Consider the following 22,367-nt stretch of genomic DNA (forward strand, 5'->3'; position numbering starts at 1 on the left):
CTCGTCCGGTCTCCGACATTCCAGTCGTGCCCTTCCCGGGCGGCCCGAAACGCCGGGTGGCGACCACCGGCGGAAATTCGGTGTCGCCGCCGCCGGGCATCCGATAGGAAGTTACGGTGAGTGAAGAGACGCTTCCGGGCGGCAACATCACCGGCGCGGTACGGATCGGCGACGTCGTCCACAAGCCGGCCGCGCCGTGGACGCCGACCGTGCACGCGCTGCTGCGGCACCTGGCGAGCGCCGGCTTCGGCGGCGCGCCCCGCCCGCTCGGCTTCGACGAGCAGGGCCGGGAGAAGCTGACCTACCTGCCCGGCGAGGTGATCGGCGGGCAGGTGCCGTGGCCCGCCTGGGCGCGCGCCGACGCGACGCTGGTCCAGGTCGGGCAGTGGCTGCGACGGCTGCACGACGTGACGGCGGATTTCGTGCCGCCGGCGGACGCGCGCTGGTTCGCCGGCGGCCAGATGCGGCCCGGCCTGGTCGTCGGGCACCACGACGCCGCGCCGTTCAACGCCGTGTGGGACGAGGAGCGGCTGGCCGGATTCGTCGACTGGGACACGGCCGGGCCGTCGACACGGGAGTTCGACCTGGCCTTCTCCGCGCTGTCGTGGGTGCCGCTCTACACGCCGGAGGCGGCCCGCCACTTCGGGTTCGACCGCCCAGAGGACCGGTCACGCCGCCTTCACCTGCTGCTCGACGCGTACCGCTACGAGGGCGACAGGCATGCCTTCGGCGAGGTGGTCGTCGCCCGGGCCACCCGCCAGGCCGCCGTCATCCGGGGCATGGCCGACAGCGGCGACCCGGCCGCCGCGGCGCTGCTCCCGGTGGCCGCCAACCTCGAACGGTCCGCCGCCGAGACACGATCCCTGCCGCCCGGGTTCTGGAGCCGCTGACTCCCTAGCGCCGCCGCTTGCGTCGCTGCCGCCGCTCCGGGCGGGGGACGGGCGCGGGGCCGCGCCGCGCGCGCAACGGCCGGGGATCGTCGTCGTGCCCGTAGCTGATCTCGATGTCCGGCAGCTCGTTCTGCAGCAGGTGCGCCAGCCGCAGCCCCTCCTGTCCCCAGGCCTCCTCCACCTCGGCGCTCCGAAACTCGAAACCGGTCAGGGCGATGCCGTTGAACTCGGCGTTCCACGCCCGCAGCGCCGCGATCAGCGGCTCGCTGACCCCGAGTTCCGCCAGCTCCACGGGATCCATGAGGTCCCCGTCGCTAGCCCAGACCGGGTCGTCGTCCCCGTACTCCGCCCTGACCCGCAGCGCGTCCGGGCGGTACCACTCCTCCATCAGATGATCATGGCAGGCGGGCGCAGGGGCGACCCGCGTGGCCCTTTCGGTCATGGGTCGGCGTCGCGGCTCGGCAACGCGCCCGCCGCGTGGCTGAACTGGTGGCATGCCGGACACCACCCATCAGACCGCCCGGTTCGCCGAGGCGGGTGGTGTCTCCTACGCCTACCGCCGTCTCGGCGCGGGCGGGGAGACGCCGCTGGTGCTGCTCCAGCACATCCCGGACCTGTCCGCGCACGCCACGATCTTCCAGTCCTGAGGAGAGTCACATGAGCACCCTGATCGACGACATCTTCGACGGGTACGGTGGGCGCCGCGCCTGGCAGGAGGCGGAGCGGATCAGCGCCCGGCAGTTCTTCGGCGGCGTCCTGTGGGCGATGAAGGGCCACCCCGGCGCCCTCGACGACGTGCAGGTCACCGTCGACCTGCACCGCGAGCACACCCGGCAGGAGCCGTTCTTCGACGCGGGCCACCACACCGACTTCACGCCCGGCCGGATCGCGGTGGAGACCGAGGACGGGCAGGTCGTCGAAGAGCTGCTCGACCCGCGGGCGTCGTTCGCCGGGCACGAGCTGACCACGCCGTGGACGCGGTTGCAGCTGGCCTACTTCTCCGGGTACGCGATGTGGACGTACACGACCGAGCCGGCCTCCCTCGTCCTGCCGGGCGTGACGACCGAGGAGATCGGCACGTGGACCGAGGACGGGCAGACGTTCCGGCGACTGGCGGTGACGTACCCGGACAGCATCGCCACCCACACGCCGCACCAGATCCTCTACGTCGACGCCGACGGCCTGATCCGCCGGCGGGACTACACCGTGGACATCGCCGGGAAGGCGGCGAGCGCCCAGTACGCGCTCGACTTCACCACCGTCGACGGCCTGGTCGTCCCGACCAGCCGCAAGATCTACAGCACCGACGAGAACAACCGGAAGGTCCCGGACCCACTCATCGTCTCGATCGACCTGAAGGACGTCACGGTCCACTGACGCGGCGGCGGGGGCCGGCTCGCTCCGGGTTCGCGGCTCGCTCCGGGTTCGCGGCTCGCTCCGGGTTCCCGGCTCGCTCCGGGTTCCCGGCTCGCTCCGGGTTCCCGCGCGAGGGCTGGCGGGATCGCCTCGTGCCGGGGACCTGGTAGCGGCTCGCTCCGTTGGTCGCGGGGCCCGTAGCGTGGCCGATCCGCCCGCGCGTGTGCGGCTCAGCGGCCGGCCGCGTGTGCGGTTCGGCGTCTGCCCGTGTGTGCGGTTCGGCGTCTGCCCGTGTGTGCGGTTCGGCGCCTGGCCGTGTGTGCGGCTCGGCGCCCGGCCGTGTGTGCGGCTCGGCGCCTTCCCGTGCGTGCGGTGTGGCGCAGAGCGCTGTCCGATCCTTTCCGTCCCGCCCCGCGGCTGTGTCACGGTTGATGCCGATCGACGGAAGGAGGTAGTCCCATCATGAATGCCGCACCGGTTGCGTCCGCCGGCATCTCGATCATTCTGCTGGTGCTGGCTCTGCCGGCGTTGCTCCTGCTGGCGAACCCGCGCGCGCTGCGGGACCCCCGCCTGGCCACGCTGGAAACGGTCGGGGTGCTGCGTCGCCTCCGCACGGACCGGTCCCGCCGGCGCGAGCAGGCGCTGGAGGCGTTGCGGTACGCCGCGGAGGTCCGGGTGGCCACCGAACGCGCGCACCACGCCGCGCAACGTTGGCAGGACATCTGGCGTCAGTCCGAGGAGCACGTCGAGGAGGCGTGGCAGGCCTGGCAGAACGCCGAGGACCGCCTGGCCCGAACCCGCGAGGCCGCAGCGTTCCCCACGCCGCACGCACCACAGACCCCGACCGAGTACGCCGACCGCGAGCAGTCCCTGCACCGCATGCTCCAGACCGCCGCCGCCCGAGGCGACCTGCCCACCGAGGCCGTCGTCGGTGGTCACTGGGACCCGAGGCTGCACCCGGTCGAGCAGGAACTGCAGGTGCACCGCGCCATCGCCGCGCACCGGCACCGGCTGTACCGGCAGGCCGTCGCCGCCGAACGTGCCGCCTGGCACGACGCTCAGCTCGCCGTGGCCACCCGCGACAGCCTGCGCCGCGAGTGGGCAGCCGCCGCCCGCACGTCGAGCGACCTGCGGATCCCTGAGCCCATGGCGGTGCCGGCCCGGCTGCGCCGCTGGGCCCAGCGACGCGTGGTCCAGCGCGCGGCGTGACGTGACGTGCCCGGGCGACGGTTCGCCGCCCGGGCACGTCGGCGTCCTTCGGCTAGGACTCTTCACTCGCCGGAGCGAAGTGCTGCACGCCGAACGCGACGGCGGCCGCGATGTCCTCGTCGCTGGTTCCCCAGGCCTTCTGCACCGCCGCGCCCCAGGCCTGACAGCTTCGCGTCGCGAACTCCTTCGCCTCCGCGGAGTCCTCCCAGGTGGCCGGGTCGATCGGTTCGCCGCGCAGGTGCAGGTCCAGGCCGAGCAGGGTGAGATCCCACCCGCCGCCGATCCCGATCGTGCCGCCCGGACCGTACATCCGCACCAGCTCGTCGACGATCTCCGCCGGCGAGGAGTGCTCCAGCTCGAACGTGGTGCGCTCGTCACCGTCGGCGGTCAGCCGCACCTCAACCTCGGTAGCCATGCCCTCGCCGAGCACCCAGGACACCTTGAGCAGGTGCGGCTGCTCGCAGCGCAGAATCTCACCGCCGGCGTTGTCCTTGAGCTGGAACGTGCCGCCGAGCCTGAAGTCCCCGTCCACCTGGCCCAGCCAGCGACTGAGCCGCACCGGATCGGTGCAGGCGTCCCAGACGTATCGGCGCCGCGTATTCCCGCCGCAACAGCAGCGACCGGCCCGGCCCACCCGACACCGGCAGCTCGCCGATCTCGCGGTGAGTGGCGTTGATCTGATTGACGATGTCGATCACCTGTTCTCCTCACTGTCGGTGCTTGCGGTGCTTGCGGTGCTTGCGGTGCTTGCGGTGCTTGCGGTGCTTGCGGTGCTTGCGGTGCTTGCGGTGCTTGCCGTGCTTGCGGTGCCGTCCGGGCTTGGGCGGTCACTGCCCCCGCTGCCGTTGCTGGGACGCTCCGAGCCGGGCGACGTGTGCTTGCGGCGCCCGCGTGCCAGCTCGGTGGCCAGGGCGTCGAGCCGCTGGTTCCAGAAAGGACGGAACCTCTCCAGCCAGACATGGGCCTCTTGGAGGGGCTCCGCCTCGACGGCGTAGAGGCGGCGAGTGCCCTGTGCCCGGACCGACGCGAATCCGGACTCCCGCAGAACGCGGAGGTGCTGAGACACAGCGGGAGCCGAGATGCCGAACTCCGCCTTGATGGCGTCGCTGATGGCACCGGCGGACTGCTCACCGGCGGCCAGCAGCTCCAGGATCCGTCGGCGAACCGGGTCGCCGAGGATGTCGAACGCATGCACCTCCGAACTATTTCAGTGACGGCTTAATTAAGTCAATAGTGAAGTAAGTATGCCTGGTCGGGCCGCTGTCGACCCGTACCCGGGAAGGAAGCGCGAAGCGGATGGCGGCGCCGGACCACCTCGGTGTTTTCGGGTGCCGGAACCGGGCAATGAGGTCGCATGTTCCCAGCTGAGAACCTGCGTGACTGGCGCGGCGAGAACGTCGTCGACCCGGAAGGCGACAAGATCGGCGAGTTGGAGGCCGTTTACGTCGACACGGTCAACGACGAACCGGCGTTCGCCACTGTCCGCGTCGGCATCATCGGGCGGCACCGGCTCGTCTTCGTGCCGCTCGCCGGAGCGACCGTCAGTCCCAAGGCTGTGCGTGTCCGCTACGACAAGAAGCTGGTCGGCAATGCGCCCGGCATCGGTGTGGACGGCGAACTCGCCGCCTCCGACGAGCCGTCGGTCTTCGCGCATTACGGCCTGCCCTACGATTCCGGGTTCTCCGGGGCTCGGCGCCTCGCCCGCCGCTGAAATCCGCTGCGCTGCGCTGCGCTGCGCTGCGCTGCGCTGCGCGAGGTGTGAGGTGCGAGGTGCGGGGGCGTCGACCGGCCGCGGCTCCTCGCGCGCCTGAGAGGACGCGCCGGGACCGCCGCTGCTCAGCGCTGCGACTCGAAGTGCTCCTTCATCGCCGGGTAGTAGTCGTCGAAGGTCGGCGCCGGAGTGCCATCGCGGGAGGCGACCAGCAGGTCCAGGTAGTACTCCCAGCCGGGACCGACCTCGCCGACACTCTCCTTGCCGGTCAGGTGCTGGGTGAAGCGCAACTCGGTCACGCCGGCGGTCTCGGTCAGCGTGAGATCCAGGTGCCAGGCGCCGTAGTCGTCCACGGCGGAGAGCGCCAGCCGGCGCGGTCGCTCACAGGCGTCGATCGTCATGTCCATCCAGGGCTGATCCTCCTCCTGCGCCATCTGCACCTTGATCGGCCGGCCCGGCGCCGCGTCACCCTGCCACGGGCCGAACCAGCGAGCCGTCCGGTCCGGCTCGGTGAGGCTCGCCCACACGTCGTCGATCGGCGCGCGGAACGTGCGGGTCAGCACCAGGTCGTCGCCGAACAACCGTCCGGTCGGGGTGGGGCTCATGCGATCTCCTCCTGAGGTGATGGGCGCCGCTCGCGGCGAGTGCGGTAGACCTCGGTCTCGAGGGCGTCGAAACGGTGGTGCCACCCGGACGGGCGCTGCACCTGATCAAGCCAGGAGGACAGCTCGCCGAGCGGGGCGGTGTCGAGCGTGTAGACGCGGTGCCGGCCCTCTGCGGTGTCCTGAACCAGCCCTGACCTGCGCAGCACCCGCAGGTGGCGGCTGACGGCGGGCCGGCTGATGTCGAACCCGTCCGCGATCTGGCCTGCGGTGAGCGCGGCGTCGCGCAGCATCAGCATGATCCGTCGTCGAACCGGGTCGGCGATCGCGCCGGCCACCTCGTCCATTTGCTCCACGGGAAAAGCGTAACCTCCCGGTTACGCGTCAACAACTGGCGACTTCGGTGGCTACACGGTGGTGTCGGCGGTGAGTTCGTTGAGCCACGCTTGCGGCGCGGTGCGGAACTGCTCGTCGACCGGGACGGCAGCATCACGCAGCGCGCGCTGCCAGGCCACCGCCCGTGACACCCGGGTGACCCGGCAGGCCAGTGTGACCGAGCTGCGCAGCGTCGGCAGATCTGCCAGGTCGGACCACGGTTCCAGGTAGGCGTCGCGCAGCCGGCCCAGCTCGCGCTGCCGGTCCGCGGCATCCATGGCGTCGTGCATGACGTTGAGCGCGACCAGCAGCGAACCGAACGGGTGGGCGATGCTCGCGTCACCCCAGTCGAAGAAGCGCAGATCGGCGAAGACGTTGCCGTCGTGCAGGTCGTCGTGCTGCAGAGCCGGCGGGATGCCGTCGGCGGAGAGGGCCGCGCACCACTCGCTGAAGTTTGCCTGCTCGGCCGGGCCGATCGTGGCGTGCACCTGCGGGTCGGAGAGCAGGGCGGTCAGCGTCGCCGGAAGCATCGTGACGCGCTGATCGGGCACGCCGAGCGCGAGCAGCGCCGTCACGTGCGGGGCGGTGGCTCGTTGCAGGGCGGCGTATGCCTGCAGCATGTCGATCCAGGTCGCCGTCCGGTTGGCGGCTGTCCGGGTCTCGCGCAGCGTGGGTCCCGCGTCGGCGGTCACCATCCAGCCGCGCTCCGCGTCGGTCGCCAGCGGCGCGAGCGTGGCGCCGGGGGCGATCCCGGTGAGGGCGTCGGCGAGCGCGGCTTCGTACCGGCAGGCCGTGATGTTGGCTTTGAACCAGCGGGTGCCCGCGGCGGTCGGCGCACGATGGGTGACCGACCAGGGGCGGACGCGGACCCGCTCGATCGGGCCGGTCGGCGGGGTGCCGAGTTCGTCGAGCCGCGCGGTGAGCCATGCGTCGGCCTCGCTCTGCCAGCCGATGTCGTTCCAGTCGTTGGTGCGCACGAGGGTGACAGTAAAGCGCGGCGCGCACGAGGGCGACAGGAGAGCTCGGCGCGCACGAGGGCGACAGGAGAGCGCGGCGCTCCCGAGGGCGACAGGAGAGCGCGGCGCTCCCGAGGGTGACGGGAGAGCGCGGCGGGTCGCCGATCATCCGGGATCCGGCGGCGATGGCCGGCCCGGCGCCAGTGGTGTCGCGCCGGGCCGAATCGGTCACGGTCAGACGTCGATGAAGATCGGGTTGGTGTAGAACCAGGTGTCCAGCCAGGGATCGCCGTCACCGGGGGTGTGCGCCACCGGGCCGTGCGGGTCGATCCTGGCGCCGAGCAGGCCGGGACCGTTGCGGCGGCCGTCGCTGCCGCGCAGGCGCAGGTACGTCGGCTCCCGCACCGGGTCGATCGGGATGCGCAACGTGTACGTGCCGGAGCGTCCACTCACGTCGACACTGCGCGCCACCTTGGTGGCGGGCGCCCGCCACGACGTGCGGTCGGCGGCCGGGCCGCGGACCGCGCCACGGATCACGTCGACGTGGGCCAGCTCGGGCAGCACGCCGTGATAGTTCGGCCGCGACGCGGTGGTGACCGTGACCAGCAGCGTGAGCTTCTGACCCTTGCGAACGCGCAGCCGGCCACCGAGGGTCGCGCCACGCCCGGACCCGCCGGCGACCAGGCGCACGTCGATCGCGTCGATCAACTGCCCGTGATCCACCCACACACGGCCCGCCCGGAGACCCGCCATCACCTCGCGGTAGCCGTACCGAGTGACGCCGACGTGGGTGCGGCTGAACTGACCGGGCCAGAAGTCGCTGCCGGCCTGCGGGGTGCTCGTCTGCACCGGATCGGGCAGTTTGCCGGTGTTGTCGAAGTTCTTGCCGGGTGCCCAGTCACCGTTGCGCCAGGTGTCGTACACCGTACGGTGATTGTCGGAATTTGATGTGATCGAGAAGAGCTTGCCCTCGGCGAGGAGCGCGTCCCACATGCCGCCGACGGTCGCGGTCATCCAGTCGAAACCGCCGTAGGTCACATACGACTCGGCGGGGTAGCCGGTCCAGGACTGGGCGGACGGCTTGTTCTCGTACTCCCCGCGGATGCTGTTCGCGCCCCGCCAACCCGGCAGCGCGGCGCCCTGAGCACCCGGAGCGCCCTCCATGCCGATCATGATGCCGGGTGCGGCGTCACGCCATCCGCGCAGCTCAGTGGGGGAGTCGATGCCGAGCCGGGACGGGTGGTTGGCAAAGACCAGCGCGTCGGGCACGTCACCGGCCCGCTTGCGGGCGGCCAGCCATTTGAGCGCCTCGACGGCGAGAGCCTGGTTCTCCGGGGTGTCGGTGGTGCGATTGAGGAGCTTTCCGTCGTACGCCAATTCGAACTGTCGCAGGATCTCCGCTTCGTTCGGGCCGGGCGCGGTGAAGACGGTGGCGTGCTCGGCGGCCGGGATGTACCACTCCAGGCCTTGGAACAGCAGCATCCGCGGGTTCTCGGCGCGGGCCGTGACCACCTCGGCATGCTCGGCGAGGGCGCCGCCGGCGTTGGCGTGACCGATGTTGCTGTGCTCGGTGAGCACCATCCAGTCCAGACCGAACTGGGCTGCCCGCATGGCCTGCTGGCTGAACGTGTACTTCGCGTCGTGGCTGTAGACGGTGTGCACGTGGTGGTCGCCCGCCAGGTACACGAAGTCGGGATCGTCGTCCCCCTGGGACGGGCGTGACGCGCTGGTGGCGGCAGAAGCGGCGGCGGGGGAGGCGAGCACGCCGGCGGTCGCGAAGCCCGCGCCGAACAGGCCGGCGTTACGCAGCAGGCCGCGCCGGGACACGCCCTGCGCGTCGAGCTGGTCGGCGGAGACGGCGGGATCCGCCCACTCCGGCAATGGTTGTTCCGTAGACATGATCATGGAGGCTTGCCGACACGGCCGTCCGGCACACCAACGCCCGGTCAACGGTGGGCAGCCGATACCCCAACTCCTCACCGCTCAGCCTCGCTCCGCGCTACGGCGGCGGGGCGCGATGAGGCCGGACTCGTAGGCCCAGACGACCAGCTGTGCCCGGTCGTGACAGTGCAGCTTGATCATCGCTCGGTTGACGTGGGTCTTGGCGGTCAGCGGACTGATCACCATCTGGTCGGCGATCTCGTCGTTGGTCAGGCCCCGCCCGACGAGCTCGACGATCTCCTGCTCGCGGGCCGTCAGCACGGCACGGCCGGCGGCCGGGTCCCCCGGCGGCCGGCTGGACACGAACTCGCTGATCAGGGTGCGTGTCACGGTGGGGGCGAGCAGCGCCTCGCCGCGAGCCACGGTGGTGATCGCCTGCAGCAGGGTGGCAGGGTCGGCGTCCTTGAGCAGGAACCCGCTGGCCCCGGCGCGCAGGGAGGCGAAAACATACTCACTCAGCTCGTAGTTCGTCAGGATCAGCACGCGGACGCCGGCCAGGCCGGGGTCGGCGTTGATCCGGCGCGTGGCCTCGATCCCGTCCATGCCGGGCATCTGCACATCCATCAGGACGACGTCGGGCCGCAGTTTCCCGGCCATGTCGACGGCAGCGGCACCGTCGCCGCATTCACCGACGACCTCCAGACCCTCCTCGGCGTCGAGCAGCGCCCGGAACCCGGCCCGCATCAGAGCCTGGTCATCAGCGAGAAGCACCCGGATCACGCGGGGTCCCTCAGCGGGAACGCGGCTCGGACGGTGAACCCGCCGTCCTCGTCATGCGCGGCGTGCAGCGTGCCGCCCAGCCCGGTGACCCGCTCGCGCATGCCGCTCAGGCCGATCCCGGGCGCCACCGCGGTCTCCGCAGCGGGCTTGCCGTCGTCGGTGACCGCCACGGTGAGCTCGGTGGGGGAGTAGCCGACGTGGACCCAGGCGTTGGCGGGACCGGCGGCGTGCCGGGTGACGTTGGTCAGCGCCTCCTGGACGATCCGGTAGCCCGCCTGGTCCACCTCGACCGGCAGCGGCATCGGTGGGCCGGAGAAGGTGATCTCCACGGGAACGCCGGCAGCCCGGGTGCGCTCGGCCAGCTCGTCGACCCGGGACAGACCGACACGGTCGGCGTCTTCGGGAGAACGCAGGACGGCGAGGGTGGCGCGCAGCTCGCGCATCGCCGCACCACTGGCCTCCTGGATCGCCATCAGCGCCGGTGACGGCTCCTCGCCATTCTTACGATTCAGATGTACGGCTATGCCCGCCTGCACCTTGATCACCGAGATGTTGTGGGTCAGCGAGTCGTGCAGGTCCCGGGCGATTCGCAGCCGTTCCTCGCCGGCGCGCCGCAGAGCCACCTGCTCGCGGGTGCGCTCCGCCTCGAGGGCACGTTGCTCGGCCTGCTCCAGATAAGCGCGGTGCTGGCGGGCGACCAGACCCGCGACGTTGGCCGCGACGAACCAGCCCAGCAACAGGCTGGTGCGCTCGACGAGGAGTTGCGCGGGCCGGCCGTCGGGCGCGGTCGCGATGTCACGGACCAGGAAGCCGGCGAGGAACAGCACGCTGGTGACACCCGCCGCGAGCCGGCGGCCGCGCCACGCCGCCAGATAGACAGCCGCGAGGACGGGGAAGGAGGCGGCCACTCCGGCGTGCACCCGGACATGGAAGGCCAGCATCGTGCCGGCGACCACGCCCAGGGCCACGACCGGATAGCGGCGGCACAGGGCGAGCGCGGCCGCCATCACCAGGACCAGGGCAACATCGATCACGCTGAGCGGCGCGGCGTCGGGTGACAGAACCGCGTTGCCGAGCAGGAGGGCGCCGAGTGCGGCGCCTCCGAGGGCGTAGGGCAGGTCCGAGCGCATGTGCGAACTGTAGGACGCGCATCGACGGATAGGCATCCCGCGGTTGCGGTATGTGGACAGTACTGCGAGCGCGGTATCGGCGCCCCGTCAAGTGCCTGCGGCGGCAGGACGCTTCGCCGGCCCGCCCGGACGAGCATCGACGGCATGGCATACCGCTTCTTCGCGCCGCCGCCGGCCAGGGCAGCGACCGGCCGCGTCGCACAGGTCTATCAGCAGATGCGCGACGACTTCCCCGGTCCGGCGCCGACGTTTCACGCGCTCTCGGTCGCTCCGGACGTCATGGCCGCCACCTGGGCGCTGATGCGCGAGTCATTGCTGGCGAGCGACGACGGCCCCCACGAGAGGGGGAACCGGGTCGACCGGGAGGTCGTCGCTGCCGTGGTGTCGCGCGCCAACGGCTGCCGGTTCTGCACCGACGCCCACGTGACTCTCCTGCACGCGCTCGGCGAGCACGAGCTCGCCGAGACGATCGCCCGTGGTGGCTCCCCGGGCCAGCCCGGCCGGGCCGAGCTGGCCCGGTGGGCCGCGGCGAGCCGCCACCCGCGCGCGACCGGCTGGACCGGACGATCTGACCCTCGGCTGACCGGCACCCTGCTCGCCTTCCACTTCATCAACCGGGTCGTCTCGGCGCTCCTCACGCCGGACCTGCTGCCCGGCGGCCTGCAACGCTCGTCCGCCGTCCGGGCCGCCGGCGGCCGCCTCCTCGCCCGCCGACTCCGTGCACCAGTTGTTCCGGGCCGCGGCCTGGCTCTCCTGGACGATCCGGGTGAGCGACCGCCCGCGTGGGCCGGGCATGACCCGGTCGGCGTGGCCTGGGTGGCTCTGCGTGACGCCGCGGCACGCGGTGGTGACCTGCTGGGCGACCTCGCCCGGCACACCGTGACGGCGACCGTCCGCTGGGAGGACGGTGGCCATCCCGCGGACCCGGTCGCCTGGGTCGGTGACCTGGTCCGAGACCTGCCCGCCGGCGAGCGGGCCGGCGCCCGCATCGCACTGCTGGCCGCGTTCGTCCCCGAGGCGATCACCGTCGGCGACACCGGTCTCTGGCGGTTGACCCATCCGTCCGACGCCGGCCTGGTCCGGCTCGTCGCCTACGGCGCCGTCACCGCGACCGAGCACGTCGCCCGGGCGCTCGACCCCGCGCCCGCCCTGACCCACGCCCACGATGCCGACCGGGAGGAACCGTCGTGCGCAGAGCTTTCGTGATCACCAGTGGTGCGCTCCTCGCCGCGTTCGCGCTGCAGTTCGTGTTCGCCGCCGTCGGCGCCTTCACGCAACCCGCCGAGGACGGCTCCTACCTCTTGCACAGCTTCACCGGCATGGCCGTGATACCCGCACTGTGCCTGCTGACCACGTTGTTCGCGGCCCTGGCGCGGGCGCCCGGCCGGGTCATCGGCCTGACTCTGCTGCCGCTCGGGCTGGTTCTGCTGCAGGTGCTGCTCGCCGCACTGGCGAATGCCTTCACCGACCCGTCCGGCGCCAGCACGCCGCTCGGTCTCACCATCGGCGGGCTGCACGCGGTCAACGGCATCGTCGCCGTGCACGTCGTCGCCGGTGTCCTGCGCGAAGCCTTGAAGCCGTCCCCGCAATCGAGCATGGCGGGTGCCGGCGCATGACCACCGGCACACTGATCGCCCTCGACCTGGTCGTCGCCGTGGTCGCGGCCGCCGGTTGGCTGGGTGCCGGGGCTGCGGCCGCCGGTGGTCACCGCCGGACCGCGCGGATCGCGGGGACGGCTGCGCTCGCCGTCACCCTGGCCCGGGCCGCGACCGTGATCCCGCTGGCCGGCGCCGGGTGGTGGTTCGCCGCGGAGAAAGTGCTGCTCGGGGCCCCGCTGGCCCTCACCGGCGTCGTGGTCGCGGCGCCGCGCTTGGTCCGGCCGCCCGGCGACATCCGCCGGGCTATGCTCGCGCTGCTCTTCGCTGGGTACGCGCAGAGCAGCGCACTGCTCGTCACAGTGCTGCACGGGTACCCGCTGTCCACGGGGGTCGTGCTGCTCGCGCTGGCCGGAGTGGCCGCGGCGACGCTTGTCACCGGCCGGTTGACCGGTGCGCGGTCGGCACCGATGGTTCCGCGGGTGGCCGGTGTGGTGACCCTCGCGGCGGTGGCGGCCGGTGCGGGACTCGTGGTCGACGCGGGTGCCGCCGTGCCCGTTCATGATCACTCAGGTCTCTCCGCGCCTGCCGTCGGCGAACCGACCAGGCGTTTCACCCTCACAGCCGGGACGGCTGTGGTGAAGGCCGGGGGACGTGATGTGGCGGCGTGGGCGTTCGACGGGCGGGTGCCGGGCCCACCGCTCACCGCGTCGCTCGGTGACGTGATCGAGGTGACGCTGCTCAACCGGGACATCGCCCGCGGGGTGACGCTGCACTGGCATGGCTACGACGTGCCGAACAGCCAGGACGGCGTACCGGATGTCACCCAGGACGCGGTGCTGCCCGGTGAGAGATTCGTCTATCGGTTCCGTGCCGACCAGACGGGGACGTACTGGTATCACACGCATGCGGTGTCCGATGTCGGCGTGCGGATGGGGCTCTACGGCACCCTCGTGGTCGCGCCGGCTCGATCGGCGCCAGCCGTCGACGTCGTCGTGCCGGTGCACACGCTCAGCGGGCGGCTCCTGCCGGACCCGGTGGTGCAGCCCGTGAGCCCGGGAAGGGCGGTGCGGCTACGGCTGATCAACACGGACAGCGTGACCCACCGATTCGCGCTGGCGGGTGCCGGTTTCCAGGTCGCCGCGATCGACGGGATGGACCTGCGCGGGCCGCCCGAGGTGACGGAGACAGCGGTGCTGATACCGGCGGGTGGCCGATACGACCTGACGTTCACCGCCTCCGCCTCGTCGGTGGGACTGCTCGTCGACGGGCGGATCGTGTGGTCCACCGGGCCCGTCGCGGCGGAGACCGGTGGGTGGGCCGTGCTCGATCCGCTGACCTACGGAAAACCGGGGCCGGCGCCCTGGGCACGGATCGACCGGGAGTTCACGCTGGTGCTCGACCGAGGGCTGGACCTGCGGAGGCTGCTGCCGCGGTACGCGCACACGGTCAACGGGGCAGCCGCTCCCGGCATCGCGGATCAGTCCGTGCGGTACGGAGAGATCGTGAAGCTGACGATCGCGAACCGGTCACTGGTGGTGCATCCGTGGCACCTGCACGGTCATCACGTGCGGGTGCTGCGCCGGGACGGGCAGGAGTCCCGGGGTAGTCCACTGTGGCTGGACTCGTTCGACGTGCTGCCGGGCCAGGTGTGGGAGGTGGCGTTCCGGGCCGACAACCCCGGGATGTGGGCCAACCACTGCCACAACCTGCCCCACGCCGAGCAGGGGATGACACTGCATCTGAGGTATCGATGAGCTGTCTGTCGTGGCCCGGCTGCCCCCTGGTTCACGGTCGGCACCGCGGACCGGGGGCACCCGGAGGGATGTCAGAAGTTCTCGCAGTTGACCGTCGTCCCGCCGGCCAGGCTCAGTCGGCAGGTGTCACCGGCCTCGGTGCGGTTGGTGCCGCCGTCCAGCGCGTCCGGCCCGTCGAACTCGCTCACCCCGCCCTCCAGGTAGTCGTCGCCGCCCAGACCGGAGATGGTGTCCTGGCCGCTGCTGCCGTACAGCGCGTTGTCGCCGCCGTTGCCGATCAGCACGTCGTCCGCCGTGGTCGCGGTGATGTTCTCGATGCGCAGCAACGAGTCGCCCTCGCCGGGCTCACCGTCGTCACCGCGCGCGTTGTCGAGGTCGGCCACGATGCCGCTGGACCGCTCGGTGTAGAAAGCGCCGTCCCGGCCCGCGCCACCGTCGTGCAGGTCAGCGCCGAGCCCGCCGATCAGCTCGTCGTCACCGTCCCCGGCCAGCAGCAGGTCGTCGCCGTCCTCCCCGTAGAGCGCGTCGTTGCCGCCCGCGCCGTCGAGCAGGTCCCTGCCCGGGCCACCGGACAGCTGGTCGGCGCCGGGGCCCCCGCTGACCGTGTTGTCGCCGCCCCGGCCCTGCACGCTGTCGGCACCGCCCTCGCCACGGAGGTGGTCCGCCGCGACGTCCGAGCCGATCAGCGTGTCGTCGCCCGGTCCGCCGGAGGCGAGCAGCCCGATGGCGGTGTCGTTGATGACGGTGTCCGCGCCGTCGCGGACGTTGACGACCAGGCCGAGCGCGACAGGCGGTGCCCCGAGATCACAGGTGACCTGCGTGGGGTCGCCGTCCACGGATGCGCAGCCCGGCCCGGCGGTGATCGTGACGTCGTCGTCGAACGTCACGACCTGCCCGCCGCCGGTGATGAGCAGATTGTTGGCCTCACCGGCGGCGGCGGTGAAGCGGACGCTGCCGGGCGCGGTCACCGAGGCGGAAGCCGCTGCCGGCGCCGAGAAAGCCGGAACCGCGCTGAAGGTCAGCCCAGCGGCGGCGACCGCGGAAAAACCGGCGACCGTGGAAAAACCGGCGACGGTGGAAATGCCGGCGAATCGGAACATGGAGTCCCCCGTGGAGTCGATGCCGCACATCGGACGAGCGGCACGGTGATCACCATGAATACCCGAGAGCGCCCCGCACCGCGACCCCAATCCACCCGGCCGCACCGCGGATCCGAGAGCTCCGCGTCGGCGCGACCCTCGCCAAGACCGAGGTGGAGGTCGCCGCCGACGCGCTGCTGGATGCGATGGACGACATCGAACCGGCCGAGCCGCCGGTGTCCCGGGGGGCGGTTCACCGGAGCGCCGTCGTCCCTGCGTCTGCGGTTCACGCCGGCGGTTCACGCCAGCGGTTCACGGCGGCGGGCTAAGGCAGTCTCTCGGCGAGTTTGACGGCTTGCGTGCCGAGCACGTCGTCATGCCGGGCGATCTCGGCACCGTCGCGGTAAACGGTGACGCCGCCCTGCCACGCGCAGTATTCGACCTGCTGGTAACGACTGACGCTGTCGTCGTGGTGGTGAACTTCGAGGACATCCGCTCCGGTAGCAGCCATGGGTGGGACCGCCTTTCCTCATGTGGTCCGGGGACACGACCTATCGGCCGGGTGCCCGTGCACTGAAGGATTCGGGTGCGACGGGGTTGCGGATGGCTGGTTAGCTTGGTGGGGGGAGGGGTGACTGTGGACAGTGACGGTGACTACGGCATCGATGCGGTCGATGCCCCGGAGCTCAGCTCCCCGGAGTCGCGGGTCCTGGAGAGCTTCCCGGTCCGGACCCTCTGGATGATCAGCATGCTGACCGTGTTCTTCGGGTGGACGCCGCTTTATCTGCTCGACTGGGAGGAGCACTCCTGGAACGACGAGCATGCCTTCTGGTGGCGTTTCACCCTGGTCGCCTGGATCGTCAGCATCGTGATCGTGTCCGTCATCGCGGCGGCCGAGCGCATTGCGCATCGCCGCCTGCTCCGACGCCTCTCCGGCGACTCGGAGGCCTGACCCGCAACGCGCTGCGCACCGGCGAGTGCATTTCGTGCTACCGCTCGTTCATGTCGTCCTATCGATGGCTGTCGCCGCTCGCTGAGGATGTTGGTCACGCGGGTGCAACACCTCTGCCATGAAAACGAAACAATCCGGCAGCCGCGCCGATGAAACGATTCACCGTCGAGAGGACGAGCCGATGCGACTCCGATTGCTGGGGGCGGCGCTGCTGCTGACCCCCGTGGCAGCCGTGCCCGCGGCGGCGCCGGCACAGGCAGCCCCCGCGGCCACTCCGGCGCAGGCGGCCCTACCCGCGGCCACTCCGGCACCGGCATCCCTGCCCGCGGCCACTCAGGCGCAGGTGACCCAACCCTCGGCCACCCCAGCGCCGGCGGCCCCACCCGCGGTCAGTCCGGCACGGGCGAGCGGCTGCGACGCGTACCCATGGATGGACAAGCGCAAGCCGCCCGCCCAGCGTGCCCACTCGCTGCTGGCAGCGAGCACTCAACACCAGAAGTACCGCTGGCTGGTCGAACAACCCGCCAACAACCCCCAGCAGACCACCTGGCCGGACGGCGTCGTCTACCCCGAGCAACTGCCCTGCACTCCGGCCGTCGTCTACACCGACGGCCCGGACGGGATCCGCTTCACCGACGGCGTCACCGCGTTCCCGGCCACGATCGCCACGGCCGCGACCTGGAACGAGAACCTCGCGTACCTCAAGGGCGCCGCTCAGGCCGACGAGGCGTACGAGAAGGGGAAGAATGTGATTCTCGCCCCGGGTATCGCGAGCGGCCGGACCCCGCTCTCCGGCCGCACCCCGGAGTATCTCGGCGAGGACGCCCTGCTCAGCGGCCTGATGGCGGCGGCCGGGACCCGGGGCATCCAGAGTGACGACCGGGTGCTGGCGACGCTCAAGCACTATGTCGCCAACGAGCAGGAACTCGACCGGCAGACCAGTTCGTCGAACGCCGACGAGCGCACCCTGCGCCAGGTGTACGACCTGCCCTTCGAGATCGCCGCGAAGCGCAGCGACCCGGCGAGCGTCATGTGCTCCTACAACCAGATCAACGGCGTGTACGCCTGCGAGCATCCCCGCCTGAACACCGTCCTCAAAAAGAAATTCGACGGCTACGTGATGTCCGACTTCGGCTCGGTGCACTCGACCGCCGCCAGCCTGGTCAACGGTCTGGACCAGGAGCTCAACCGTCCGATCTGGTTCACCCCGGCGAAACTCGACGCCGCTCTCGCGGCCGGCCAGATCACCCAGCGGCAGATCGACGCCGCAGCCTTGCGGGTGATCACCGCGTACGTCCGGGGCGGCCTCTTCGACAACCCCCTCCCGGCCACGCCCGCCGCCGACGTCTCCACGGAAGCGCACAAGGCGATCGCCAGGACGATGGCCGAACAGGGTTCGGTGCTGCTCAAGAACAACCGCGGAACGCTGCCGCTGCGACCGCGCGCGGGGGACACCATCGCGGTCATCGGCCCGACCGCGCAGGAAACCGCGCACGAGGTGTGCAGCCTGCCGTGGCGGTTCGGCAACCCGACCACGCTGCGCTGCGAGGACCTGGTCACGCCGCTGGCCGGGATCCGGGAGCGGGCCGCGCGTGCCGGTGCGACGGTCACCTACGACAACGGCAGTGACCTGGCCGCGGCCGCCGCGAGCGCCGCCGCTGCCGACACCGTTGTCGTCTTCGGATATCAGCGGGCCGGCGAGTTCACCGACCTGCCCGATCTGCGGCTGCAGGGTGGCGGCGACGAGCTGATCGCCACGGTGGCGGCGGCCAATCCCCGTACCGTGGTGGTGCTGCAGACCGGCAGCGCGGTCGAGATGCCCTGGCTGGCGTCGGTGCCCGCGGTGCTGGAGAACTGGTACGGCGGCGAGCAGATGGGCCCGGCCCTGGCGTCGCTGCTGTTCGGCGACACCAACCCGTCCGGCAAGCTGCCGATGACGTTCCCGCGTTCGCTCGCCGACACCCCGACGGCCGGCAGCCCGGAGCGGTACCCCGGCGTACGCCCGGAGGGGGAGACGATCCGCCAGGTCGACTACACCGAGGGGCTGAAGGTCGGCTACCGGTGGTACGCCGCCGAGGGCATCGAGCCGCTGTTCCGGTTCGGCCACGGGCTGTCGTACACCTCGTTCGCCTACCGTGATCTGCGGGTGACCGGGAACAGCCGGACCGGCGTGAAGATCCAGTTCCGGCTCACCAACACGGGTAAGCGGGCCGGCGCCGAGGTCGCCCAGGCCTATGTCACGCTGCCCGCCTCGGCCGGCGAGCCGGGACCGCGTCTGGCCGGCTGGGAACGCGTCACGCTGGAGCCGGGCCGCAGCCGTACCGTCACCATCGATCTCACCCGGTCCGACCTCGCCGACCTGCACCTGCTGCAGTACTTCGACGCGGGCCGGGACGCCTGGGTGACGCCGCGCGGCACCTACGGGTTCACCGTCGGCGGCTCCACCGCCCGCATCCGCTTCGTCGACAACGCGCGATAGGCGGACGCGCTCAGCCCGTAGTGCGACTTGAACCGCCGGGCGAAGTAGTTCGGATCCGGCCAGCCCACCGACTCACCGATCGCGCTGATCGGTGAGTCGGTGTGCAGCAGCCGCGCGGCGGCCAGCTCGATGCGGTGCCGGGACAGATACGCCATCGGCGGTAGCCCGGTCGCCGCCTTGAACAGCCGCACGAGGTAGCCCGGCGCGACATGCAACTGCGTCGCGAGGTCGGTCAGCGTCCACGGATGGGCGGGTTTCGCCTCCATCAGCCGCATCCCGTCGAGCACCGCCGGATGACTGACGCTCGCCCACGACCCCGGATCGGCGGGCCCCAGCGCCCGAGCCAGCGCACTGAGAAACAGGGTCAAACCCCCGACAAGATCCCCCTTGTACGCCGAGACCGGCCTCCCGCGCAGACTCTGCAGCCGTTCGAGATGCTCCACGCACTCCCCGAACGCGGTGCCCTCGACGTGCCCGGTCAGCATGCCCCGCCGCTGATGCGCGTACGGCCCGGTCCACAACAGATGCCCGATCCGCGGATCCTCCCGGGTCCACGCCAGCTCCCGGCGCAGCAGCTCGGACGTGAAGCAGCAGTTGTAGAGGTCCAGGGCGCGGCACTGCTCGTACCCGTGCCAGACGCCCGGCCGCAGCAGCAGCACGTCACCGACGGTGAGCCGCTGCTGCCCGGCCAGGCTGTGCTGCACACCGGACCCGCCGACCACGACGGCGACCTCCACGAAGCTGTGCGTGTGCGTCGGGTGCGAGCCCTCGTGCAGGTACCGTCCGGCGAACGCCGGCGAGCCGTCGACGATGTGCATGAGCGCATCGACCTGCTCCACCGGAAGGTCGCCCATCCGGGTCAGCTGTCCTTGTTCACCAGCGTGGGGTGGTCGAGCAGGAACTGCGCCACGGAGTCGGCCTTGACCGCGTCGAAGAACTCCTGCGCCAGCTCCGGCTGGGTGAACTCCTCGCCGAGATAGTCGTTGGTGCCCTGCTCGAACTTGCCGCCACCGGGCAGCTTGATGGTGACCATGTCGTCGACGTTGACGCCCTTGAGCGCCACCGCCCACTCGATCGGGCTGTTGCCGCCGCCGGCGAACGTCAGCGACTCGCCGGCCGCTTCCAGGATCTTGCCCATCTTGCCGACGTCGGTGATGACGTCCTTGCTCATCGCCTCTTTCGCCATGGCCTTGATGAACTGCTGCTGGTGGCGCTGACGGTCGTAGTCGCTCATCGGCGGGCCGCCCTTGAACCCGTAGCGCTGGCGCACGTAGTCCAGCGCCTGCCAGGGCTCCAGCCGTACCGGCTTGGTGCTCTTCTTGTAGTAGGCCTGCGGACCGGTGTACGGGTGCTGGCAGTTGCCGCTGATCGGGCAGCTGCGCAGACGCGGCCGCTGCTTGCCCTCGGGATCGAGGTGTTCCGACTTCACGTCCATGTCGATTTTCATGGAGACGCCGCCGAGCGCCTCGACGATCTCCTTGAAGCCGCCGAAGTTGATGATCGCGGCGGCGTCGAACTCCTTGATGCCGGTGTACTTCGTGATCGTCTTCGACAGCACCTTGAAGCCGTTGACCACGTCGATCTTGCCGTTGACCTGACTGCCGTTCGCCATCGCGGAGTTGATCTTCGCGTGGTGCGAGCGGAGGCCGGCCTTCTCGTCGGCGGCGATCTCCACGTAGAGGTCGCGGGGGATCGAGAAGAGGTACGCCGTGCTCATGTCCTTCGGGATGTGCGCGATCAGGATCGAGTCGGAGAGCGGCGGCGTCGTCGGCTTCCGCGGGTCGATGCCGACCAGCAGGATGGTCAGCGGGCCCTTGATGTCCTTCTTCCCGGCCTGCGCGGCGTCGGTGTCGAGCAGCGCGTCGTTCGTGATGTCACCGGTGTATTTCGAGATCAGACTCTGCCCGGCGACCAGGGTGCCGCCGCTGATCACCATCAGCGAGCAACCGAAGACGGCACAGAGCCGCGCCCACAGTGGCGCGCGGCGTTTCGCTGTCGTACCCAACCCGCTGTCTCCAACCCCGTGCTCGGATATCGAGCACGCATGATTCCACGACCGGTCAAGAACCGGCATCTAAGGTATGGCAGTGAAGATTTCCCATCGCGCGCAGGCCGTCGCACCCTTTTACGCGATGGAAGTCGCCAAGCACGCCGCCATGGTAGAAGCCGACGGCCGTCACGTCATCCGGCTCAACATCGGCGAACCGGATTTCGGCGCCCCGCCTGCGGTTCGCGAGGCGATGCGCGAGGCCATGGACGGGCGCCCGATGCCGTACACGGCGGCGCTCGGCCTGCCCGCGCTGCGCCAGGCGATCAGTGGCTTCTACCGCGACGAACACGGCGTCGAGGTGGATCCGGCCCGGGTCGTGGTGACCGCCGGGGCGTCCGCCGCGCTGGTGCTCACCGCGGCCGCGCTCGTCGATCCGGGCGACGAGGTGATCATCGGCGACCCGTCGTACCCCTGCAACCGGCAGATCATCGAGAGTTTCGGCGGCCGGGTCCGCCTGGTCCCCACCACTGCGGACACCCGCTTCCAACTCGACCTTCCTTCGGTACGGGCACACTGGTCTCCCGCCACCGCCGGCGTGATGATCGCCACCCCGTCCAACCCGACGGGCACCTCAATCCCGCCCGCCGAGCTCGCCGCCGTGTGTGAACTGGCCCGCTCGCACGGCGCCTGGCGGATCATCGACGAGATCTACCTCAACCTCGCCCTCAACCCGTCGCCGACCGCGCTGAGCTGCGACCCGGACGCCATCGTCATCGGCAGCTTCTCGAAGTACTTCGGCCTGACCGGCTGGCGGCTCGGCTGGTGCGTGCTCCCCGAGGCCCTGATCCCGGCCGTCGAGCGGCTAGCCCAGAATTACTACATCTGCGCATCCGCGCCGGCCCAGCAGGCCGCCCTCGCCTGCTTCACCCCGGAGGCCCGCCAGGTCTGCGAGGACCGTCGCGCCGAGTTCGCGGCCCGCCGTACCGTGGTCCTCGACGGCCTGGCCCGGATCGGGCTGCCGGTGCCGGTCCCGCCGGACGGAGCGTTCTACTGCTACATCGACGTGAGCGGCACCGGGCTGGGCTCGTGGGAATTCTGCGAGCGGGCGCTGCAGGAGGCGCACGTGGCGCTGACCCCGGGCCGCGATTTCGGTCATCACAGCGCGGAAACCCACGTGCGCCTCTCCTACACCGCGTCCATGCCGGACCTCACCGAGGGACTGAGGCGTCTGGAGCGCTTCGTTGCCACCCTCTGACGATCGTCAGGGGGCGCCGCGCCCGTTCGGCCCCGGCTCGCCGGTCTGATAGAGCCAGGGCCGATTCGACCGGATCCACCGGTCCACATCGGCGATGTCCCACACCTTGCCCATCTGCAGCACCTGATAGGGCTCCGGGAAGTCCGCCCGGTTGATCAGCTGATAGGCGCGCTGCCGCGACACCCGCAGCCACAGGCGAATCTCTGCCGGGCCCACAAGGACCAACTTCTTCATGCCTGTCGAACCTAGTCCCAGGCCTAGTAGTGCGCGACAACTTGTCCCGGGCTTGGCACACTCCGGCAGCCCGGTTCCCCCGCACGGGGTATCCCGGCGTCGCCCTCTCGGCGTGGCCCGCGCCGCCTACGCTGTG

Annotated in this window: 24 protein-coding genes and 1 pseudogene; 11 read left to right on the top strand and 14 right to left on the bottom strand. The window is 71.0% G+C overall.

Annotation, left to right across the window (positions count from 1 at the left end):
• Positions 1–116: 116 nt before the first annotated feature.
• On the top strand, positions 117–890 hold the full coding sequence (locus AMIS_RS17570) for a phosphotransferase (RefSeq protein WP_014443689.1): 774 nt from the start codon (positions 117–119) through the stop codon (positions 888–890).
• Between the two features lie 4 nt (positions 891–894).
• On the opposite strand, the gene AMIS_RS17575 is transcribed toward AMIS_RS17570, so the two are convergent.
• Positions 895–1,278 carry a hypothetical protein gene (locus AMIS_RS17575; protein ID WP_014443690.1) on the bottom strand — a complete coding sequence of 128 codons (384 nt, stop codon included), beginning with the start codon at positions 1,276–1,278 and terminating at the stop codon, positions 895–897.
• Positions 1,279–1,384: 106 nt separating this feature from the next.
• Between AMIS_RS17575 and AMIS_RS42730 the strand changes: the two genes are divergently transcribed.
• The 3 genes from AMIS_RS42730 to AMIS_RS17585 all read left to right on the top strand — a co-directional run bounded on the left by AMIS_RS42730 (position 1,385) and on the right by AMIS_RS17585 (position 3,455).
• Positions 1,385–1,537 carry a hypothetical protein gene (locus AMIS_RS42730; protein ID WP_014443691.1) on the top strand — a complete coding sequence of 51 codons (153 nt, stop codon included), beginning with the start codon at positions 1,385–1,387 and terminating at the stop codon, positions 1,535–1,537.
• Between the two features lie 10 nt (positions 1,538–1,547).
• Positions 1,548–2,267 (top strand): hypothetical protein, encoded by a 720-nt coding sequence (locus AMIS_RS17580; RefSeq protein WP_014443692.1) that lies wholly within the window; start codon positions 1,548–1,550, stop codon positions 2,265–2,267.
• 441 nt (positions 2,268–2,708) lie between these two features.
• On the top strand, positions 2,709–3,455 hold the full coding sequence (locus AMIS_RS17585; protein ID WP_014443693.1) for a hypothetical protein: 747 nt from the start codon (positions 2,709–2,711) through the stop codon (positions 3,453–3,455).
• A gap of 52 nt (positions 3,456–3,507) precedes the next feature.
• Here AMIS_RS17585 and AMIS_RS17590 read toward each other — a convergent pair whose 3' ends face one another.
• The gene (locus AMIS_RS17590) at positions 3,508–4,014 is read right to left on the bottom strand and encodes an SRPBCC domain-containing protein (RefSeq protein WP_014443694.1); all 507 of its coding nucleotides are present in this window, start codon (positions 4,012–4,014) and stop codon (positions 3,508–3,510) included.
• 264 nt (positions 4,015–4,278) lie between these two features.
• Positions 4,279–4,650, bottom strand: a pseudogene (locus AMIS_RS44140) (ArsR/SmtB family transcription factor); the annotation flags it as partial.
• A 159-nt stretch (positions 4,651–4,809) separates the two neighbouring features.
• Here AMIS_RS44140 and AMIS_RS17600 point away from each other — a divergent pair.
• On the top strand, positions 4,810–5,166 hold the full coding sequence (locus AMIS_RS17600; RefSeq protein WP_014443696.1) for a PRC-barrel domain-containing protein: 357 nt from the start codon (positions 4,810–4,812) through the stop codon (positions 5,164–5,166).
• A 125-nt stretch (positions 5,167–5,291) separates the two neighbouring features.
• Here the strand turns inward: AMIS_RS17600 and AMIS_RS17605 are convergent, their stop codons facing one another.
• From AMIS_RS17605 to AMIS_RS17630, 6 genes are all read right to left on the bottom strand, one after another.
• The gene (locus AMIS_RS17605) at positions 5,292–5,771 is read right to left on the bottom strand and encodes an SRPBCC family protein (protein ID WP_014443697.1); all 480 of its coding nucleotides are present in this window, start codon (positions 5,769–5,771) and stop codon (positions 5,292–5,294) included.
• Positions 5,768–6,115, bottom strand: coding sequence for a metalloregulator ArsR/SmtB family transcription factor (locus AMIS_RS17610; protein WP_014443698.1), 348 nt, complete (start codon positions 6,113–6,115; stop codon positions 5,768–5,770). The genes AMIS_RS17605 and AMIS_RS17610 overlap by 4 nt, the downstream gene beginning before the upstream one ends.
• A 60-nt stretch (positions 6,116–6,175) precedes the next feature.
• Positions 6,176–7,120 carry a phosphotransferase gene (locus AMIS_RS17615; RefSeq protein WP_014443699.1) on the bottom strand — a complete coding sequence of 315 codons (945 nt, stop codon included), beginning with the start codon at positions 7,118–7,120 and terminating at the stop codon, positions 6,176–6,178.
• Positions 7,121–7,333: 213 nt separating this feature from the next.
• Entirely contained in the window at positions 7,334–8,998 is a 1,665-nt protein-coding gene (locus AMIS_RS17620) for a PHP domain-containing protein (RefSeq protein ID WP_172666598.1), read from the bottom strand.
• Between the two features lie 84 nt (positions 8,999–9,082).
• The gene (locus AMIS_RS17625; RefSeq protein WP_014443701.1) at positions 9,083–9,760 is read right to left on the bottom strand and encodes a response regulator; all 678 of its coding nucleotides are present in this window, start codon (positions 9,758–9,760) and stop codon (positions 9,083–9,085) included.
• A complete protein-coding gene (locus AMIS_RS17630; RefSeq protein WP_041829860.1) occupies positions 9,757–10,890 on the bottom strand; it encodes a sensor histidine kinase in 1,134 nt (377 codons plus the stop codon). Before AMIS_RS17630 ends, AMIS_RS17625 begins: the two co-directional genes overlap by 4 nt.
• A gap of 144 nt (positions 10,891–11,034) precedes the next feature.
• Here AMIS_RS17630 and AMIS_RS17635 point away from each other — a divergent pair, with 144 nt between their 5' ends.
• The 3 genes from AMIS_RS17635 to AMIS_RS17645 are packed head-to-tail and all read left to right on the top strand — an operon-like array spanning position 11,035 to position 14,242.
• Positions 11,035–12,096, top strand: a complete 1,062-nt coding sequence (locus AMIS_RS17635; RefSeq protein WP_014443703.1) for a carboxymuconolactone decarboxylase family protein — start codon at positions 11,035–11,037, stop codon at positions 12,094–12,096.
• Positions 12,078–12,506, top strand: a complete 429-nt coding sequence (locus AMIS_RS17640) for a DUF6220 domain-containing protein (protein WP_041829861.1) — start codon at positions 12,078–12,080, stop codon at positions 12,504–12,506. Before AMIS_RS17635 ends, AMIS_RS17640 begins: the two co-directional genes overlap by 19 nt.
• Positions 12,503–14,242, top strand: coding sequence for a multicopper oxidase family protein (locus AMIS_RS17645; protein WP_014443705.1), 1,740 nt, complete (start codon positions 12,503–12,505; stop codon positions 14,240–14,242). The genes AMIS_RS17640 and AMIS_RS17645 overlap by 4 nt, the downstream gene beginning before the upstream one ends.
• 71 nt (positions 14,243–14,313) lie before the next feature.
• Here AMIS_RS17645 and AMIS_RS40625 read toward each other — a convergent pair whose 3' ends face one another.
• Together AMIS_RS40625 and AMIS_RS17655 are read right to left on the bottom strand one after the other, a co-directional pair.
• Entirely contained in the window at positions 14,314–15,342 is a 1,029-nt protein-coding gene (locus tag AMIS_RS40625; protein WP_157434913.1) for a calcium-binding protein, read from the bottom strand.
• Positions 15,343–15,646: 304 nt separating this feature from the next.
• On the bottom strand, positions 15,647–15,832 hold the full coding sequence (locus tag AMIS_RS17655) for a hypothetical protein (protein WP_014443708.1): 186 nt from the start codon (positions 15,830–15,832) through the stop codon (positions 15,647–15,649).
• 120 nt (positions 15,833–15,952) lie between these two features.
• On the opposite strand from AMIS_RS17655, the gene AMIS_RS17660 reads away from it, so the two are divergent.
• Both AMIS_RS17660 and AMIS_RS17665 read left to right on the top strand, forming a co-directional pair.
• Positions 15,953–16,273, top strand: coding sequence for a hypothetical protein (locus tag AMIS_RS17660; protein ID WP_157434914.1), 321 nt, complete (start codon positions 15,953–15,955; stop codon positions 16,271–16,273).
• 181 nt (positions 16,274–16,454) lie between these two features.
• Positions 16,455–18,752, top strand: a complete 2,298-nt coding sequence (locus AMIS_RS17665; RefSeq protein ID WP_231859334.1) for a beta-glucosidase — start codon at positions 16,455–16,457, stop codon at positions 18,750–18,752.
• On the opposite strand, the gene AMIS_RS17670 is transcribed toward AMIS_RS17665, so the two are convergent.
• Together AMIS_RS17670 and AMIS_RS17675 are read right to left on the bottom strand one after the other, a co-directional pair.
• Positions 18,692–19,606 carry a helix-turn-helix transcriptional regulator gene (locus AMIS_RS17670; protein WP_014443711.1) on the bottom strand — a complete coding sequence of 305 codons (915 nt, stop codon included), beginning with the start codon at positions 19,604–19,606 and terminating at the stop codon, positions 18,692–18,694. The two genes, AMIS_RS17665 and AMIS_RS17670, sit on opposite strands and share 61 nt — an antisense overlap.
• Before the next feature lie 5 nt (positions 19,607–19,611).
• Complete coding sequence (locus tag AMIS_RS17675; protein ID WP_063711152.1) at positions 19,612–20,826, bottom strand: LCP family protein; 1,215 nt, start codon at positions 20,824–20,826, stop codon at positions 19,612–19,614.
• A 13-nt stretch (positions 20,827–20,839) separates the two neighbouring features.
• On the opposite strand from AMIS_RS17675, the gene AMIS_RS17680 reads away from it, so the two are divergent.
• Positions 20,840–21,997, top strand: a complete 1,158-nt coding sequence (locus AMIS_RS17680; RefSeq protein ID WP_041830981.1) for a pyridoxal phosphate-dependent aminotransferase — start codon at positions 20,840–20,842, stop codon at positions 21,995–21,997.
• A gap of 6 nt (positions 21,998–22,003) precedes the next feature.
• On the opposite strand, the gene AMIS_RS17685 is transcribed toward AMIS_RS17680, so the two are convergent.
• Complete coding sequence (locus AMIS_RS17685; protein WP_014443714.1) at positions 22,004–22,231, bottom strand: helix-turn-helix transcriptional regulator; 228 nt, start codon at positions 22,229–22,231, stop codon at positions 22,004–22,006.
• Positions 22,232–22,367 lie beyond the last annotated feature (136 nt).

Origin of the sequence: Actinoplanes missouriensis 431, assembly GCF_000284295.1 — a bacterium.
Lineage (GTDB): Bacteria > Actinomycetota > Actinomycetes > Mycobacteriales > Micromonosporaceae > Actinoplanes > Actinoplanes missouriensis.

Bases quoted from the DNA above. Each gene is read 5' to 3' on its own strand.
- AMIS_RS17605 (WP_014443697.1), bottom strand. From the start codon at position 5,771: ATGAGCCCCACCCCGACCGGACGGTTGTTCGGCGACGACCTGGTGCTG.
- AMIS_RS17585 (WP_014443693.1), top strand. From the start codon at position 2,709: ATGAATGCCGCACCGGTTGCGTCCGCCGGCATCTCGATCATTCTGCTG.
- AMIS_RS17630 (WP_041829860.1), bottom strand. From the start codon at position 10,890: ATGCGCTCGGACCTGCCCTACGCCCTCGGAGGCGCCGCACTCGGCGCC.
- AMIS_RS40625 (WP_157434913.1), bottom strand. From the start codon at position 15,342: ATGTTCCGATTCGCCGGCATTTCCACCGTCGCCGGTTTTTCCACGGTC.
- AMIS_RS42730 (WP_014443691.1), top strand. From the start codon at position 1,385: ATGCCGGACACCACCCATCAGACCGCCCGGTTCGCCGAGGCGGGTGGT.
- AMIS_RS17675 (WP_063711152.1), bottom strand. From the start codon at position 20,826: ATGCCGGTTCTTGACCGGTCGTGGAATCATGCGTGCTCGATATCCGAG.
- AMIS_RS17580 (WP_014443692.1), top strand. From the start codon at position 1,548: ATGAGCACCCTGATCGACGACATCTTCGACGGGTACGGTGGGCGCCGC.
- AMIS_RS17665 (WP_231859334.1), top strand. From the start codon at position 16,455: ATGCGACTCCGATTGCTGGGGGCGGCGCTGCTGCTGACCCCCGTGGCA.
- AMIS_RS17645 (WP_014443705.1), top strand. From the start codon at position 12,503: ATGACCACCGGCACACTGATCGCCCTCGACCTGGTCGTCGCCGTGGTC.
- AMIS_RS17610 (WP_014443698.1), bottom strand. From the start codon at position 6,115: ATGGACGAGGTGGCCGGCGCGATCGCCGACCCGGTTCGACGACGGATC.
- AMIS_RS17635 (WP_014443703.1), top strand. From the start codon at position 11,035: ATGGCATACCGCTTCTTCGCGCCGCCGCCGGCCAGGGCAGCGACCGGC.
- AMIS_RS17655 (WP_014443708.1), bottom strand. From the start codon at position 15,832: ATGGCTGCTACCGGAGCGGATGTCCTCGAAGTTCACCACCACGACGAC.
- AMIS_RS17600 (WP_014443696.1), top strand. From the start codon at position 4,810: ATGTTCCCAGCTGAGAACCTGCGTGACTGGCGCGGCGAGAACGTCGTC.
- AMIS_RS17685 (WP_014443714.1), bottom strand. From the start codon at position 22,231: ATGAAGAAGTTGGTCCTTGTGGGCCCGGCAGAGATTCGCCTGTGGCTG.
- AMIS_RS17575 (WP_014443690.1), bottom strand. From the start codon at position 1,278: ATGGAGGAGTGGTACCGCCCGGACGCGCTGCGGGTCAGGGCGGAGTAC.
- AMIS_RS17620 (WP_172666598.1), bottom strand. From the start codon at position 8,998: ATGTCTACGGAACAACCATTGCCGGAGTGGGCGGATCCCGCCGTCTCC.
- AMIS_RS17670 (WP_014443711.1), bottom strand. From the start codon at position 19,606: ATGGGCGACCTTCCGGTGGAGCAGGTCGATGCGCTCATGCACATCGTC.